Source organism: Pseudanabaena sp. BC1403, from assembly GCF_002914585.1.
Classification (GTDB): domain Bacteria; phylum Cyanobacteriota; class Cyanobacteriia; order Pseudanabaenales; family Pseudanabaenaceae; genus Pseudanabaena.
In genome coordinates this window covers 89,751-104,765 of the sequence record NZ_PDDM01000005.1, presented here as the reverse complement: position 1 = coordinate 104,765, position 15,015 = coordinate 89,751, and the positions used below count along the sequence as shown (strand labels likewise).

Below are 15,015 nucleotides of genomic sequence, written 5' to 3'. Positions count from 1 at the left end.
ACTTTTAATGAAGACCATAAAAAGCGGCAAATCCGATCAGAATTAAACCGATCATGATCGTCAGCACGTACTGCTGTAACCTTCCTGTCACCGTATATTTCAAGCTTTCGCCACTGAAGATTGAGGCAAAGCCAACAAAGTTAACTGAACCATCGACTAAATAGCGATCAATCCAAGCTAAAAATTTGGAGCCCCCGCCCACAATCAAGACCACGGTGTATTTATAGATGGCTTGTACATAGAGGTCATAGGCTAGTAAATCCTGTACAGCTTTCCATACCTGACGAGTAGCCTTTGGCAACATCGGCACTGAGCTACCAGTTTCGTAGGGTTTGATGTAGATATATGCACCTAAGCCAAAGCCAAGAAGCCCTGAAGCGGAAAGTACGACAGTACCCCAGATATCCACTGTATCTAAGTCAATATCAACAAATTCCCATGATGGTAACAAGATGGGCACAAGTAAAGTAATGATTGTCAGAGAGACTAATGGAAGTGCCACTGGCCAAGCAACTTCGGGCGCACGGCGGGTTTTGGGCTGGGTTGGGCCAAGAAATACGAGTGCAAACAATCGCATTAGTCCGAAGGCAGTAATGCTATTGACCAATAAGGCGATCGCAATTAACCAAGGTTCGCTATTCCAAAAGGTTTCTTCCCATCGTAGAAGAGTCCAAAATCCGCCAAATGGAACCAGCGCCACTAATCCCAGTGAGCCGACAATGAAGGCGATGAGACTGGCAGGCATTCGTGTTTTGATGCCGCCCATTTCCGTGAGATCTTGCGTCATCGTGGTCATCATTACTGCGCCAGAACTGAGGAATAACAATGATTTGCTAATGCCATGACTAAAGAGTAAGCCCAAAGCTAGGTCTGGCTGTTGCATACCCACGGCGATAAAAACTAGACCAAGATAGGCACTTGTTGAGTGGGATAGAGCGCGTTTCATGTCGATTTGGGCGATCGCCACTAATGATGCGCCGATCGCTGTAATTGAACCAATCACCACCGAAACTTCAGCCGCCACGGGAAACAGAGATAAAATAGGCTGAAACTTAATCAGCACATAGGCTCCAGCACCTACAACTACGGAATTTCGCAAAATCGAAGCAGGGTTTGGCCCCTCCATCGCTTCATCGAGCCATAGGTGCAGTGGGAATTGAGCGCATTTACCCAATGGGCCTGCAATTAGAGCTAGCCCTAATAACGTGCCAAATTGTTGATGTTCGGCAAAATAGGCGATCGTTTGCGGCGCATCAGCCCATGTTTTGAGATCGGAAAAATTCAAACTATCCGTAAGATTGGACAATGTAACTACAGCCATTAACAAAAATAAGTCGCCGACTCTCTTTGTCCAAAATGCGTCTCTAGCGGCAGTTACTACTAGGGGCTGTGCATACCAAAACCCGACTAGTAAATAAGTTGATAGGGTGAGCATCTCCAGCAGGGCATAGCTGAAAAATAGTGAGTCACTAAAGGCAATCCCTGTGATCGCTGCTTCAAAGAAGCCAATTAGGGCGCAAAATCTGGCGATCGCCCAATCAGTTTCGAGAGAGCCTAGCCCATAGACTTGTGAGATCAAACTCATCACGGCAATCATCACTGATGCGCCGACACTAATCGTGGAGATATCAAATGAGCAAGCAAGATTTAGATCAAAAGCTTGAAACCAAATAAATTCAAATTGTTGAGCAGGTTGTCCCCAAATTGATGTCAGCAGCCAACAGCTATGAACTAGTGCTAGTACAGTCATCAATATATTTAGGTAAGCCGCAGGACGCGGGCCTGATCGACGAACTATCCTTAATGACCATGGGAGTGTCAGCACTGCGCCCAGCAAACCATAGCAAGGCAATAACCAAGCTGTTTCTAGGATCATTGATTTTACTATAGAGTTTTTACTATGTTTATCTTAAAATCTATCGATTATTTTATAAGCTTACAATAAAATGTTTCGCGTCAAAATTTTATGGATATCGCCATAATGCATTAAAAAAGGATGCAAAGTATCCCTTCTTTTAATACGTTTAATAATGCATTCGTAAATACCGATCTAATAGAACAAAGCGATCGCAGGCTTGTTGATGCCTTTTTTGCCATGTGGCGGGACTACGCGCAGTTTGCAACATTGTTAAATCTACGCCAAGCATTTTTAATTGTTTATCAATTTCCACTTGCAAAGATAAATTTTGCGGTGTTATCTCTAGATCTGTGTTTATAAGATTTGACTGAAAAAATGTTTGAATTTCGCGATGCGATCGCAGCCAGTCTTTGGCGATCGTGGGTGCAGGTTCTTTTTGGGAGGCGATCGCTGTTTGCAATATTTCTAACTGATTTTGCAAATCATGAACTAAAGCTAAATAATCTTGTGCCAAGGTTTTGATAATGAAATTTGCACGATACTACAACAATAAAGACCCAATTTTTTGTGAGCAGCTTCGCCGCCCATAAAAAATTGGGTTGCAGAACCTTTAGATGATTTTATATGTTTGCAAGTTCAGCATTTCTCTTTGGACATTGATGCCAATGACTAATGCATCACTCAGCATAGAACTATACTGATCGGCTTGATTCTTGACTTCTAAAGACTCTAACGCAATTAGATTTTGCTCAATATTGTCGAAAAGCTGGCGATGACTACTTAAAAAATTCCGATGCTCTCGGAGTATTTTTTCAGTCGTTAAACCACAAATTAGACTATCTCTAGTTAGCTCAAGAGCTTTCAGTATATCTTCGCGATGATCGATATTTGCTGATTGATTGCCAACTTGATTGCCAATAGACTTGAGGCGATCGCAAATATCGACAGCAAATATCACTTGATTATATTTATCAACTTCATCGAGAAGATGTGATAAACAAGCCATTTTCTTAGCTCTCGTCCAAGCAAAAAGGTTCCACCCAGCGAACAAAATTATGGCAAATGAGAATACAAAAATAGCGAATCCAACTTGATCTTGACGGTTATCTATGGGTCTACCGAGAAATTGAAAGATCAAAATGCTAATTGGCAAACTGAAAATTGAAATTAAGAATAGAGTGACAACCTCACTCAGCAAAAAAGGAACCAAGCATTTTTTCTTTTTGAGTATAGAAATCCTATAAGCACTTCCAATAAACAAAGGGCTAATCTCTTTTCCTGTTACTCTCTCTAGATCTTGTTCAGTGATCTGTAAATGCCTAATATCAGTTTGCATGGTTGTTAGGTAAGAGTTCTACGATTTAATAGAGAACTAATTTTTGGTGGCGCGGCAAAGCCGCGCCACCAAAAATTAGTTCTCTATTTTACTGTTAATTCCTAAACTCAGGTTTATGAGATAAAGAATTGCTTAAGAGCATTCCAGACTGCCATATAAAAATTCCCTTCGCGAGGACGAAAAAGGTCGAACTTAGAGCCAAAGGAGCCAAAAAATGGTCTGAGCGTCCAAGCCATCTGACTACCAACAAAAGCATAAAGCCCTAACCAAAACTTCAAAATTGATATCCGAACTTTGCGGTTTTTGTCAATCGCTGTATCTTCTATCATTAAGCCTTGATCTGAGACAATAGTTTCTACTTTTGGCAGTAAAACTTGATAGAGAAAGTAAACTCCAATAATTCCTGTTAACGTAAATATGGCAACGTTTAACAGCAGAAAAAAGGAATAGCTATCTGTCGTAATCAAGAAGAATAAGGTGACTGGCGCAAAGCCAAATAATAAAGTACTCGTAATAGTCACAGCACAAAGTAAAATCGCCGTATATTGACTCAGGCGAGTTTTTGCACCGAAGTAAACATTAAAGAAATAGAGCGCAGGCAAGCAAATCGCTAGGGTAATAAGAAACAAAAATGGCAACTTGGCTGCCGAGGATAAAACCTGCATCCAAGAACTAACCGCACCGATCAATCCGCCATAAATCGCTAAAAATATGGAGCTACAAACTAACAAGCCAAATATTTTGGTATTGATTTTGATGCCGTCATAGATTTCTTGAATGAACCGATCGCGATCGCTAAGTAAGTCAATAAGAACTGAAAAAAATGGCATAAATTTTTGAAGGCAGAAGTTAAACTTGATAACTCTGGACATTTTTTGAACAGTAAATGTTCCTTAAGTTATAGCCCCAAGAAATGAATAGCGGCTTCGCGCCGCTATTCATTTCTTTTTTATTTGTGTAGCCAGAAAAAAGTTTTAATTTCATAGGGCTTAAATATAACTTGTAAGTGATTGGAAGCACCTTTAACTATGGTTAGTAGAATATTCTTGTTTTCCATCAAATCGCATTCCCAAATATTCTCTGCTTGTAATAAATCGAGTGAAATTTCAATTTCTGTCTCAGTTGTTTGCCCATGCGCCTCATAAAAACGCATAATCCAGCCTGATTGATCCTGCGATCGCTTAAAAGCTGAGAGAATAATATTGGGGGCAGAAACTTGTAAAAAACTTTGTTGCTTGTTTGGAATTGATAAATTTGGAATTGGAGAATGTTGTAAAACAAGAGGATTGTTTAACTCTTGAGCAAGTTGGACAATGTTTGCTTCTCGCCAATCACCTTGATGGGGAACTAAGCGATAGGTAAATTCATGATGACCGCGATCGCTATTTGGGCTGGGCCAGTTAGGACTACGCAGCAAAGTTAAACGTAAACAGTCAGGCTTTGCGTCATAGCCATACTTACTATCATTGAGAACACTCAAACCAACCCCAGTGTTTGCTCCCGCCTGCGGCGGGAGCAAACTCTCTGGGATTGGAGAAACCGCAATATCTGCCCAATATTGAGCAGGGACTTCCCATTTGGCTTTTGATTCGGGTGTTTCGTCAAGTGTACTACGCTGAATCGTTCCCATTGGGATTTCGTAAGTAGCATAGGGCGATCGCCAGTTTACAGGAAAGGCTACCTTGACTAAGGTGTATTCCTCTTGCCAATCAACCCAATTCTTAACAGTAATAAATGGCTCAAAGGCTGATAGTTGAACCTCTTGGATGACGGTTGAATCACGAAACTTTTGGACAGTGCGGACTGATACTTGGAGGCTGCTATTGCTAGAAATCTCAATTGATTCGAGCGTTGTCGATTCTAATTTTTTACTTTCATAATTTGGATCAATATTCCATGCATCCCAATATTGTCCCTTGTCTTCAAAGAACTGGAGGGTACTAGGTGATTGCAAGATCGCTTTTTGCGATCGCTTGTCAAATATTTGCGCGATCGCACCCGTTTTAAGCTCAACCTCGACTTTAAGATATCTATTCTCTAGATAGAACTTTTCACTATCCGAAATAATACTTAAAGGCTCATTTGTCTCGAAAACTTCTACAGATTCCATCTCTGCAAATCCAAAGCTAGGAATATTCGCTAGCCAACAAAATGAACCGTCTGGCTTTTTGATTAATTGCGATCGCTGCCAGTTGAGAAAATTCCATGCTTGCAAATTAGTATTTTCTTGGATGTCAATAGGAAGAAGGCGATCGCAAATTTCTCTTACCTCAGTCCAAGTGCGATCGGCATCGTCAAAAACATCACTTATCGATGTCCCAGGCAAAATATCATGAAATTGATTGAGTAATAATCCTTGCCAAGCATTCTCTAATTGAGTTTGAGGATAGGCAATATTTGTAATTAAAGCTGCGATCGCGCTATATTTCTCAGCATTACCGATTAGGACTTCAACCTGTCGATTTTGGCGTTTTTGTTCGGCTTTGGAGGTAAATGTGCCGCGATGAAATTCTAAATAGAGTTCATCTTGCCAAACTGGTAAATCTGTGGGTAATTTCTCTTTGAGATTTAATAGAAAATCCTCTAATGTGCTGGGCTGTATCTCAAAGAATAAAGGTGAATCTGCCCACTTGCGTCCCATGTCGAGCATATCCGCAGTTGGGCCACCACCATGATCGCCAACACCATAAAGCCATGCCGTCTCAGGGATATCGTGTTTTTCTTCTTGAGTAGCAAGATATTTTGCGATCGCGACTGGCTCTAGTCCCAGCCCAATCTCATTACTAAAATAAGTAAAGATACGACTTCCATCCACACCTTCCCACCAAAAAATTTGATGCGGGAATTTGTTAGTGTCATTCCACATTAGTTTTTGCGTGACAAATGCTTCAAAGCCACTTTTTAAAAGGATCTGCGGCATTTGCCAATGAAACCCAAAGGTGTCTGGCAACCATGCGATTTTGACCTCTTTATTAAATTTCTCCCGAAAATATTCTTGACCATAGAGAATTTGTCTAATCAAAGACTCTCCGCTCGGCAAGTTCCCATCTGGCTCCACCCACATGCCGCCGATCAGTTCCCATTTACCCTCTGCCACGGCAGATTGAATACGGGCAAATAATTCAGGATATTCGCGTTCCATCCATTGGTAAGAGACAGCCGTACTTTGATTAAAGATTAATTCTGGGTAACGCTCTTGAAGGTTTAAAGCCGATGTGAATGTGCGTTGCATTGCATTTTTGGTTTCTGCGATCGCCCATAACCAAGCCACATCAATATGCGAATTTCCCAACATATAAATCTGACGCTGTTTGAGAAATCCACTATATTGCAGAAGCGGTTTGCGGATTTCTGCTAGTTGCTCGAAAAAGCTTTCACTTGTAATCGATGCAGACATTGCAAATAGATTAAGTAATCTATTCGCGGCAGTTTCAAGAGGTTGTAAATCAACTTGATGCCTAGTAAAAATTGGAATATAAGTCTGGAGAATTTCTAATTCGATCGCTAACTGATCAGGATCGCATGGTTGACACAAATATTCAAAGATTAATTCTGAAAGTTGTAATGCACCTATATCGTGTTTAGGACTATTCAGCTTGATTTCTAGAATAAATTCATCGAGAGGTTCCGCATGATTAGTTAATAAAATCCGACATTTCTGATCAAATAAATCCCCTTCTTGGGCTTTATTGCCATTAATCCACACCTCACAAATATCCACCCACCATATTAAATTTAGCCGAATGGTGGAGCCGATGATCGATAATCCTGCGTAGCTCTCTGGTACTTGCCAAACTTGCTTTAGATGAATGTTTTGCTCGAATTGCAAGAAGGCTACCATCGGCTTATTTTGCTTAGAGCTTACCGTTGGCAGAGTCTCCCAAGTACCTTGTTCATTTTCTCTTTGCCAATTGCTGAGTATAGATAAACGCGATCGCATTTTTAATTGATCGATAACCTCAGTCAGATTTTTTACTAAATCAACCATTCAGTCTATGTCTCCAAATTCGAGTTAGATGTTACTTAAACCAGTTTACTCATTTAGATACCACCAATTAAGCCCCTTGAGATCTATTTCATTGTCATGAGTTTTGATGCGATCGCCTATTCCTTATCGACTAAAACAGCGATCGCGATATCAGGTGATCGTTCGAGAGATTATACTTTTAAAGTTTGAGGATCTCATCCAAGAAAGTACGTGGATCGATGACTGAAGTATTTTCAATTGGGTTCAATACAAGTAAATCACTGTCTCCAGTAATCAGATGAGAAGCATCGCCATTTAGCGCTAAGTCGATAAATTTATCGTCTTTTGGATCTCGACATAATTGGACTTGATTTAAAATCTCGACAAATAACCATGTAGTTTTAATGCGGATAGATAATCCATCAATATCGGCGGGATCAATATATTTAGAAAATTTTGAGCGTCCTAAAACAGATAAAACTTCGGTGAGAGTGGCAGTGGAGTATAAAATAACGCCATTGTCTTCTCCCCAATTTAGAATTTTAGCTGAAATAGATACTGGGGATAAAATGGCGCTGACTAAGACATTTGTATCGAGAACTAAACGCATAGAACTATTGATCATCACTTAATAGTTCATTTAACTTGTCTTCTGTTAAGCCACGTTTTTGCGCCTTTTTTCCAATGCTATCTCTAAATTTTTGAAATTCTTGAATGTTGGTACGAGTAATGCGTTGATAGTCTTCAATAGACATAATCACTGCGACATCACGATTCTGTTTACGGATCATCACAGGTTCGCGTTGGGCTTTATCGATGACTGCGCCAAAAGATTGTTTGGCTTCTGTTGCTGAAACAATTTGCATAGCTTTAGCTCTTTTTCTTATATATTATATAGACAAAATAGACAATTTGTCCATAATTGTGATAGCGATCGCGCTTATCAGGTGATTGGTTAAGTATTTCCATCTTTAAAGTTTTTGGTATAATTACTGATAATTAGATGGCTTAGGATGTAAATCATGAGTATTGCCTTAAAAGCTGAGCAAGAGCAGTTTATTCAAAAGAAGCTCAATAGTGGTAAGTATGGATCTGCTGATGAGGTGATTTTTGAAGCATTTCGGTTGCTTGAGGAGAGAGACAAGCATTACGAGCAATGGCTGCAAGATACTCGGAATAAGGTGGCTGATGGGTTAGCTCAACTAGATCGGGGTGAAGGATTGGACAGTGAAAGTGTGATGGCGAGATTGAAAGAACGGATTCGTAATGCTCGCGAGAATCATCAATGACAAGCTACATTATTTCTCCATTAGCAAGTCGAGATTTGGATGATATCTTTGACTATTTTGCTGAGTTTAGTGTTGATGCTGGCGAAAGATTTGTTGATGACTTCAATAAGAAATGTCGTAATTTAGCAGTTTTTCCTCATATTGGTCGCGCCTACACTGAGATAGAGTCTTCTTTGCGTGGTATTCCTTTGAGTGGTTATGTCATCTTCTATCGAGTTAATGAGAATTCCATAGAGATTGTCAGAGTGGTAAGTGGGTATAGAGATTTAGATTCTTTATTTAGTGAAAATAATGATACAAATTAGCGATCGCCACATCAGAAGCTCGCTTAACTACATCTGCTTTTAAAGCCTTATGCTTAAAATATAAGTTTTTAAGTTTTAAAGGCTACTTATATGATAAAAAAAATTATAGAAGGCAAGAAATATGCGAAAATTCAGTACTACTAAAATATTTCTTTCTATAGATACACATAAAATCACATTAAAATTTCAATACTTGGGAATCTAAATAATGAGTTGTGAAGACAAAAATCTAAGAGTTCATGAAATGATTTTTCGATTAAAATGCCTTGAGAAAAAAGGTTCTGAATTTCAGTCGTTTTTTGAAAAAATCATGTTCAAACTCGATACCAGTTTTATATCAATTAAACCTTCAGGGAAAGAAGGGGATTGGAAATGTGACGGTTTTTCTAAAAAAACAGGCACAGTTTATCAATGCTATGCCCCAGAGAATTTACAAAAAAGCACTACAGTAGCAAAGGCAGTTTTAAAAGTAAAAGAAGATTTTCAGGGAGCGAAAGAACATTGGGCAGAAGAAATGAAATGCTGGATATTCGTTTGGAGTGCTCATAGTCAACTCCCTCCTCAAGTTCTTAAAACTCTATCTAAAATAAAAAATGAGAATACAGAAATTATTATTGATGATTGGAGTCAAGAATCACTTTGGGTTAGAATATCAAAACTCTCTACGATTGAGAGAGAAAGTATTTTAGATTTTTCTTTGGAGGTAAAATCTGCATCAGAAACAACAGCAGCAGAAGTGGAATCTCTCCTCTCCTATTTAACACGACAAAAAGTAGAACCTATTGGAGCAGACTTAGAGCTAACAGAGCTTCAAGAAAAGCTAGACAAAAATAATTTAAGTGGAAGTATACAAGTACTAGTTAAAAATGCAATACCTATAACAAAGATTGTGGAAGATTATACTAAAAATCATTATGATATCGAATATTCTGGAATAGTCGCAAAAGTATTGTCAGATAAGTATTGTACACTTACAAAGGAAGATATAAAAGAAGCTGACGCGATATTCTTTTCGTTAATTGAGTTTGTGTCTTCTAAAAAGATGAATGAACCTAAGCTCTTTTGGGCTTCTATTGGCATTGTTTCACATTATTTTCAATTGTGCGATATATTTGAAAGATGATCCTACCTACAAAGCATATAGAAACAAAAAGATCTCTCATTTGGTTAGGCGGCTTAGTTTTACAGCAATTAAACAAGCCGAGGACTGTTACATTTTTATGGGAAAAAATACGAAGCTATCCAGAGGTAGGGACGTTTGAAAGGTTTTCTCTTGCTCTTGACTTTCTCTACACTGTTGGAGCGATTGAATTTCAGGATAATCTCTTGAAGAGGTGTGGATAATGTTGTACTCTGTGCGTTCCGATCTCATTACATTTAAGCATGTTACGTTTCATAGTGGATTTAATGTGATTGTTGCTGAGAGATCCGAAAGCTCTACACATAAGCAATCTCGGAATGGTAGCGGGAAAAGTTCATTAATTGAAATTATTCACTTTTGTCTAGGAGCTAAAGCTGTTAAGAAAAAAGGTCTCATGGTAGATGCTCTACAAGATCATACTTTTTCAATTGATATTGATCTTGGAGGTAAGCGATTTACTATAAGCCGTAAAACTAAAGAACCAAGCTATGTAGTTATAGATGGTGATTGGTCAGATTGGGTTATCAAACCAATAGTAGACAAAAAGACAAAAGAGCCAAGGATATCCATACCTCAATGGTGTTTAGTTCTTAATTGGCTTATGTTTGGCTTATCTCCAGAAATTAGCGAACAGAAACATTCACCAAGCTTTCGCAGCTTAATTTCGTACTTTGTGAGAAGAGGAAGAGATGCTTTTAGTAATCCTTTTACACACTTTCCTAAACAAACCGAATGGCAAAAGCAAGTAGATCATACGTTTTTGATTGGGTTATGTTGGGAACATGCCCAAAAATGGCACGATCTAAAGGAAAGAATGGAAAGCTTAGCACAATATAAGAAGGCTGCAAATTCTGGGCTGATCAGTGGATTTTCAGGAAGTGTAGGTGAACTTGAGGTAACTAAAGTTCAACTTGAAGAACAGGTGATTAGAGAACAAGAACAGTTAAGTAATTTTAGAATTCATGAACAATATAGGGATATAGAAGTACGTGTAAACTCATTACATGAGAGGATTCGTCATTTTCAAAACCAAAATGTTAGTTCACGAAAGATGCTTGAATACTACGAAAGTGTCTATCAAGAGGAACAACCTGCGGGTGAAAACGCAATCGCAAAAATGTATGAAGAAGCTGGCATATTATTGCCCGAAAGTGTAACTAGAAAAATCCATGAGGTTCAGGAGTTTCACCAGAAAGTCACAATAAATCGCAAGAATTTTTTGAAGTCAGAAATCGAGAGATTAAGAAATGAAGTGCGACAAGTGGAAGCAGAAATTATTAAGTTTAGACAGGAGTATGCTTCTCTAATGTCTATTTTACAGACTCACGGCGCTTTAGACGAGTACAGCAAACTCCAACAACATAATATGTTAGTAGTTACAAAGCTTGAGGAAATTAAGACTCGGATTGATAATCTTAAAAAATTTGAGCAGGGAACCATATCTTTACGAATAGAACAAGATAGACTAGCCCTTGATGCACATGCTGATTACCAAGAAAGAAGTTCTGTTCGACAAAAAGCTGTATCTCTCTTTAATTCTAATTCTGAAGCTATTCATGAAGCTCCTGGCAGTCTAATTATGAATGTTGATAAAAATGGCTTTAGATTTCATGTTGAAATTGATAAATCTCAGAGCCAAGGAGTTAATCAAATGGGGATATTTTGCTACGACCTAACTCTTGCTCAAATTTGGGCTTCAAAAGAACATAGTCCGAGTATGCTTATCCATGACAGCACTATTTTTGATGGGGTAGATGAGCGTCAAATTGCTCAAGCTCTTCAGTTAGCTGCTAGAGAATCACAAAAACTTAATTTTCAATATATTTGTTGTCTCAATTCTGACTCTATACCTTCACAAGAATTTGGAGATAATTTTGATATTCAACCTTATAAGGTACTTGAATTGTCTGATAGTGGAGAAGATGGAGGATTGTTTGGAATTAGATTTTAGCTCAATCATGAAAGTGTTTAAAATTAAGTCTGACAAATAATTTCACTTTAAGCTTATCGATTAGAACTTGAGGAGAGGAAAGAACAGCAAGAAGGCGATCGGCTACTTTCTCTGATCTCTGCCCAAAAACAAGAATTTGAAAAATCTCTCACAGTCTAGCTTTAACCCATCATCTCTAAGATTACATATAATTGACACACCCCCAATAATTAGGAGTTACCAATGCAAACAATTAGCGAACAATACATTGTTGATGCTCAAGGTCAACGCCTGAGCGTGGTTGTAGAATTTGACTATTATCAAAAACTACTTGCACGGCTAGAAGAACTAGAAGAAATTTATGCCTTTGACCTAGCCGAAGAATCTCAAGACGAAGCTATCCCATTTGCCCAAGCGATCATCGGTTAGAACTTGAGGAGAGGAAATAACGGTCAGAAGGCGATCGCCTGCGTTCTCTAAATCTCTAGCAAAAAACAAGAATTTGAAAAATCTCTTTCAATTTAATCAGAGTAAAATCGTCTTAATCCATTCAACAAGGAATATCTAAATATGCTGTTACAACGTATCACAATAGACTGGAATATCTGTCATGGTAAACCCTGCATCAGAGGTTTGCGCTATCCAGTCGAGATGATCTTAGAACTTCTCAGTTCAGGCATGACCACCGAAGAAATCCTCGAAGACTATGACGATCTAGAGCGAGATGATATTTTTGCAGTCCTAGCCTATGCCACAAAACTGAGCCAAATAAAAAGCATCCACAAGGTTCTTGTATGAAATTTCTTGTTGATGCTCAATTACCCGTGCGTTTATCCCATCTTTTAAAATCAATGGGACATGATGCAATCCATACCAAAGAATTAGCCCTCAAAAATGCAACACCAGACACGGAAATTAATACACTCTCAATTCGCGAACAGAGAATTGTAATTACCAAAGATTCTGATTTTTGGGACTCCTTTTATATCAGCCAAGAGCCTTACAAGCTTTTGCTAGTAACAACAGGCAACATCAGCAACAAAGAACTGGAATCATTATTCGTTAAAAATCTAGGTCAGGTAGTGCATTTGCTAGAGCAACATTCTTTGATTGAAATGTCACGAGATTCAGTCATAGTCCATCAATAAACAGAAAATAAGCATAAATTTAAGGTAATAAACAACCATGCTGAAAAGCTATGAAGCAACCTATGAAAACGGACAAATCAAATGGATTTCCGAACAACCAGAAATTACCTCAGCAAGAATTATTGTGACCGTCCTAGAAGAAACCAAACCACAAATAAAACGGCATTTTCCTATACCTGACATGGCTGGCAAAGTGAAAATATTAGGTGATATCGTAAGCCCCATTGTTGATGAAGAGGACTGGGAATGTCTGAAATAATTTATTTTCTAAATATCCTGAGCTAGAAAATTATTTGATGTAAATTAGGAAAACAACGGGAAAATTGCGATCGCTTAAGATTATCAATATCTAGCAAAAAACAAGAATTTGAAAATACTCTCAAATCCTAACAAGACCATGATCAAACAAATTACCCTAGAAGTCGAATCCCCTATTGCTGACGCTTATCAAAATGCAACCCCAGAACATCGTCAAGCATTACAGGCGATCGTTAGCTTATATCTGAAATCTATATCTATTCCACTTCAAAAAAGCCCCTATACCCGATCAAGAAATCCATAACAAAAAGCCCAAACGCACAACACCTGCCCACCTGATTGGCAAAGGTAAAACATTAGGCGATATTGTTAGCCCAATCGTAGACGAAGAGGACTGGGAATGTCTGAAATGATAATTCTCGATGCTCACATTTGGTTTTGGCTTATAAAGGAAACAACATGAATAAGGCAATCCGCTGAAAAAATTAAGCTTGAAAAAATTTAAGCTTGTAAAATGCCCTGCGCAGCAATCCAAGACGTAGTCCATGCACTCTGGAAATTAAAACCACCTGTTACACCATCTATATCCAAAACCTCACCCGCAAAAAATAAACCTTGGCAAATCTTACTTTCCATCGTCTGAAAATTCACATCTTGTAAACGAATTCCGCCACAAGTTACAAACTCTTCTTTAAACACACCCTTACCCGCGATCGCATATTCACTCGCGCTTAATACATTCACAATTTGCTGAATTGCCTTATTAGAAATATCTGCCCAGCGTTTCTCTAGTTCCACTTCAGCTTTATCGAGCAGATATTCCCATAGACGCAACGAGATATCGACAGGACAATAGTTTGATATAAATTTCTTGGGTTGCTCAGTCTTCGCACTTAGCAAAATCTGCTTAATTGCTTCTACCTTAAGTGAAGGAATCCAATTAACCGCTAATTTAGCTTGATAGTTGCAATCATGCAATTCTCGTGCCGCCCATGCTGACAACTTTAAAACGGCGGGGCCACTCAATCCCCAATGGGTAATTAATAGAGCGCCCGATTGTTCTAATTGATTACGAGTAGATTTTTTCTTTTCAGGATTAGAATTTGATATTAACAGCTTAACTGTGGCAGGGTTAACGCTGACTCCAGCCAGTTCATGTAGCTTAGAATCTTTAATATTAAATGTAAAAAGTGAAGGGACGGGAGGTTCCAGCTCATGTCCTAGCGATCGCGCGATCGCATAACCAGATGGGCTGCTACCTGTGGCAAGTAATAGGCGATCGCAAATTATATTCTCGTCATTTTTGAGAATCACATCAAATTTGCTATCCCCTTTGTCATCCTCTAAACGCTCAATCTTTTGAACTAAAACATTATTGCGAAGAACCACACCAGCTTTTTTCGCCGCAAACATCAGTGCTTCCACAATCGTTTCCGAATCATCGGTGATAGGAAACATTCTGCCATCCGCTTCCGTTTTTAGCTTCACTCCCTCTGCATTAAACCAGCGCACTACATCTAAAGCCTGAAACCGAGAGAAAGCACCTCGTAAAGCTTTGCCGCCTCTAGGATAGTTCAGAACTAATTGCGAAGGTTCAAAACAGTGATGGGTAACATTACAGCGTCCACCGCCCGAAATTCGCACCTTGGCAAGTGGCTGTCTTCCTGCCTCTAATAAAGTTACTCGCGTATGAGGTGCTTGCGCCGCATGAATTGCGCCAAAAAATCCTGCTGCCCCGCCACCAATTACTACAACCTCTGTGCTTGCCATGTTTAATTCCTAA

General features: G+C 38.9%; 18 protein-coding genes. 10 read left to right on the top strand and 8 right to left on the bottom strand.

Going from position 1 to position 15,015, the window contains the following annotated elements; all coding sequences use genetic code 11:
* Nucleotides 1-4: 4 nt before the first annotated feature.
* The 7 genes from CQ839_RS06700 to CQ839_RS06670 form a co-directional block, all read right to left on the bottom strand.
* A complete protein-coding gene (locus tag CQ839_RS06700; protein WP_103667502.1) occupies nucleotides 5-1,876 on the bottom strand; it encodes an NAD(P)H-quinone oxidoreductase subunit F in 1,872 nt (623 codons plus the stop codon).
* 148 nt (nucleotides 1,877-2,024) lie between these two features.
* A complete protein-coding gene (patD, locus tag CQ839_RS06695; RefSeq protein WP_103667501.1) occupies nucleotides 2,025-2,372 on the bottom strand; it encodes a heterocyst frequency control protein PatD in 348 nt (115 codons plus the stop codon).
* Nucleotides 2,373-2,468: 96 nt separating this feature from the next.
* Entirely contained in the window at nucleotides 2,469-2,864 is a 396-nt protein-coding gene (locus CQ839_RS24765) for a hypothetical protein (RefSeq protein ID WP_146048705.1), read from the bottom strand.
* Nucleotides 2,865-3,307: 443 nt separating this feature from the next.
* Nucleotides 3,308-4,024 carry an actin-binding WH2 domain-containing protein gene (locus CQ839_RS06685; protein ID WP_103667611.1) on the bottom strand — a complete coding sequence of 239 codons (717 nt, stop codon included), beginning with the start codon at nucleotides 4,022-4,024 and terminating at the stop codon, nucleotides 3,308-3,310.
* A gap of 119 nt (nucleotides 4,025-4,143) precedes the next feature.
* Nucleotides 4,144-7,182, bottom strand: coding sequence for an alpha-mannosidase (locus tag CQ839_RS06680; RefSeq protein WP_103667499.1), 3,039 nt, complete (start codon nucleotides 7,180-7,182; stop codon nucleotides 4,144-4,146).
* A 178-nt stretch (nucleotides 7,183-7,360) separates the two neighbouring features.
* Nucleotides 7,361-7,786, bottom strand: a complete 426-nt coding sequence (locus CQ839_RS06675; protein WP_181016129.1) for a putative toxin-antitoxin system toxin component, PIN family — start codon at nucleotides 7,784-7,786, stop codon at nucleotides 7,361-7,363.
* Nucleotides 7,776-8,027: a type II toxin-antitoxin system Phd/YefM family antitoxin gene (locus tag CQ839_RS06670; RefSeq protein ID WP_103667498.1), complete on the bottom strand. Its 252-nt coding sequence runs from the start codon at nucleotides 8,025-8,027 to the stop codon at nucleotides 7,776-7,778. The genes CQ839_RS06675 and CQ839_RS06670 overlap by 11 nt, the downstream gene beginning before the upstream one ends.
* Nucleotides 8,028-8,183: 156 nt before the next feature.
* On the opposite strand from CQ839_RS06670, the gene CQ839_RS06665 reads away from it, so the two are divergent.
* From CQ839_RS06665 to CQ839_RS25070, 10 genes are all read left to right on the top strand, one after another.
* The gene (locus CQ839_RS06665; RefSeq protein WP_103667497.1) at nucleotides 8,184-8,450 is read left to right on the top strand and encodes a type II toxin-antitoxin system ParD family antitoxin; all 267 of its coding nucleotides are present in this window, start codon (nucleotides 8,184-8,186) and stop codon (nucleotides 8,448-8,450) included.
* On the top strand, nucleotides 8,447-8,755 hold the full coding sequence (locus tag CQ839_RS06660) for a type II toxin-antitoxin system RelE/ParE family toxin (RefSeq protein ID WP_103667496.1): 309 nt from the start codon (nucleotides 8,447-8,449) through the stop codon (nucleotides 8,753-8,755). The genes CQ839_RS06665 and CQ839_RS06660 overlap by 4 nt, the downstream gene beginning before the upstream one ends.
* Nucleotides 8,756-8,963: 208 nt before the next feature.
* The gene (locus CQ839_RS06655; RefSeq protein ID WP_103667495.1) at nucleotides 8,964-9,878 is read left to right on the top strand and encodes an ABC-three component system protein; all 915 of its coding nucleotides are present in this window, start codon (nucleotides 8,964-8,966) and stop codon (nucleotides 9,876-9,878) included.
* Nucleotides 9,875-10,099: an ABC-three component system middle component 6 gene (locus CQ839_RS25970; protein ID WP_103667494.1), complete on the top strand. Its 225-nt coding sequence runs from the start codon at nucleotides 9,875-9,877 to the stop codon at nucleotides 10,097-10,099. The genes CQ839_RS06655 and CQ839_RS25970 overlap by 4 nt, the downstream gene beginning before the upstream one ends.
* Before the next feature lie 65 nt (nucleotides 10,100-10,164).
* Nucleotides 10,165-11,847 carry a DUF2326 domain-containing protein gene (locus CQ839_RS06645; RefSeq protein ID WP_181016128.1) on the top strand — a complete coding sequence of 561 codons (1,683 nt, stop codon included), beginning with the start codon at nucleotides 10,165-10,167 and terminating at the stop codon, nucleotides 11,845-11,847.
* A 222-nt stretch (nucleotides 11,848-12,069) separates the two neighbouring features.
* Nucleotides 12,070-12,255, top strand: coding sequence for a hypothetical protein (locus tag CQ839_RS06640; protein WP_103667492.1), 186 nt, complete (start codon nucleotides 12,070-12,072; stop codon nucleotides 12,253-12,255).
* Between the two features lie 141 nt (nucleotides 12,256-12,396).
* Nucleotides 12,397-12,624 carry a DUF433 domain-containing protein gene (locus CQ839_RS06635; RefSeq protein WP_103667491.1) on the top strand — a complete coding sequence of 76 codons (228 nt, stop codon included), beginning with the start codon at nucleotides 12,397-12,399 and terminating at the stop codon, nucleotides 12,622-12,624.
* A complete protein-coding gene (locus CQ839_RS06630) occupies nucleotides 12,621-12,974 on the top strand; it encodes a DUF5615 family PIN-like protein (protein WP_103667490.1) in 354 nt (117 codons plus the stop codon). Before CQ839_RS06635 ends, CQ839_RS06630 begins: the two co-directional genes overlap by 4 nt.
* A gap of 37 nt (nucleotides 12,975-13,011) precedes the next feature.
* A complete protein-coding gene (locus CQ839_RS06625) occupies nucleotides 13,012-13,233 on the top strand; it encodes a hypothetical protein (RefSeq protein ID WP_103667489.1) in 222 nt (73 codons plus the stop codon).
* Nucleotides 13,234-13,341: 108 nt separating this feature from the next.
* Nucleotides 13,342-13,536 (top strand): hypothetical protein, encoded by a 195-nt coding sequence (locus CQ839_RS25070; RefSeq protein WP_181016127.1) that lies wholly within the window; start codon nucleotides 13,342-13,344, stop codon nucleotides 13,534-13,536.
* A 197-nt stretch (nucleotides 13,537-13,733) separates the two neighbouring features.
* On the opposite strand, the gene CQ839_RS06620 is transcribed toward CQ839_RS25070, so the two are convergent.
* Nucleotides 13,734-15,002 carry an NAD(P)/FAD-dependent oxidoreductase gene (locus tag CQ839_RS06620; RefSeq protein WP_103667488.1) on the bottom strand — a complete coding sequence of 423 codons (1,269 nt, stop codon included), beginning with the start codon at nucleotides 15,000-15,002 and terminating at the stop codon, nucleotides 13,734-13,736.
* Nucleotides 15,003-15,015 lie beyond the last annotated feature (13 nt).

Excerpts from the sequence above, each read along its gene's own strand:
- CQ839_RS06700 (WP_103667502.1), bottom strand. The coding sequence starts at position 1,876 with ATGATCCTAGAAACAGCTTGGTTATTGCCTTGCTATGGTTTGCTGGGC.
- CQ839_RS24765 (WP_146048705.1), bottom strand. The coding sequence starts at position 2,864 with ATGGCTTGTTTATCACATCTTCTCGATGAAGTTGATAAATATAATCAA.
- CQ839_RS06685 (WP_103667611.1), bottom strand. The coding sequence starts at position 4,024 with ATGCCATTTTTTTCAGTTCTTATTGACTTACTTAGCGATCGCGATCGG.
- CQ839_RS06680 (WP_103667499.1), bottom strand. The coding sequence starts at position 7,182 with ATGGTTGATTTAGTAAAAAATCTGACTGAGGTTATCGATCAATTAAAA.
- CQ839_RS06675 (WP_181016129.1), bottom strand. The coding sequence starts at position 7,786 with ATGATCAATAGTTCTATGCGTTTAGTTCTCGATACAAATGTCTTAGTC.
- CQ839_RS06670 (WP_103667498.1), bottom strand. The coding sequence starts at position 8,027 with ATGCAAATTGTTTCAGCAACAGAAGCCAAACAATCTTTTGGCGCAGTC.
- CQ839_RS06665 (WP_103667497.1), top strand. The coding sequence starts at position 8,184 with ATGAGTATTGCCTTAAAAGCTGAGCAAGAGCAGTTTATTCAAAAGAAG.
- CQ839_RS06660 (WP_103667496.1), top strand. The coding sequence starts at position 8,447 with ATGACAAGCTACATTATTTCTCCATTAGCAAGTCGAGATTTGGATGAT.
- CQ839_RS06655 (WP_103667495.1), top strand. The coding sequence starts at position 8,964 with ATGAGTTGTGAAGACAAAAATCTAAGAGTTCATGAAATGATTTTTCGA.
- CQ839_RS25970 (WP_103667494.1), top strand. The coding sequence starts at position 9,875 with ATGATCCTACCTACAAAGCATATAGAAACAAAAAGATCTCTCATTTGG.
- CQ839_RS06640 (WP_103667492.1), top strand. The coding sequence starts at position 12,070 with ATGCAAACAATTAGCGAACAATACATTGTTGATGCTCAAGGTCAACGC.
- CQ839_RS06635 (WP_103667491.1), top strand. The coding sequence starts at position 12,397 with ATGCTGTTACAACGTATCACAATAGACTGGAATATCTGTCATGGTAAA.
- CQ839_RS06630 (WP_103667490.1), top strand. The coding sequence starts at position 12,621 with ATGAAATTTCTTGTTGATGCTCAATTACCCGTGCGTTTATCCCATCTT.
- CQ839_RS06625 (WP_103667489.1), top strand. The coding sequence starts at position 13,012 with ATGCTGAAAAGCTATGAAGCAACCTATGAAAACGGACAAATCAAATGG.
- CQ839_RS06620 (WP_103667488.1), bottom strand. The coding sequence starts at position 15,002 with ATGGCAAGCACAGAGGTTGTAGTAATTGGTGGCGGGGCAGCAGGATTT.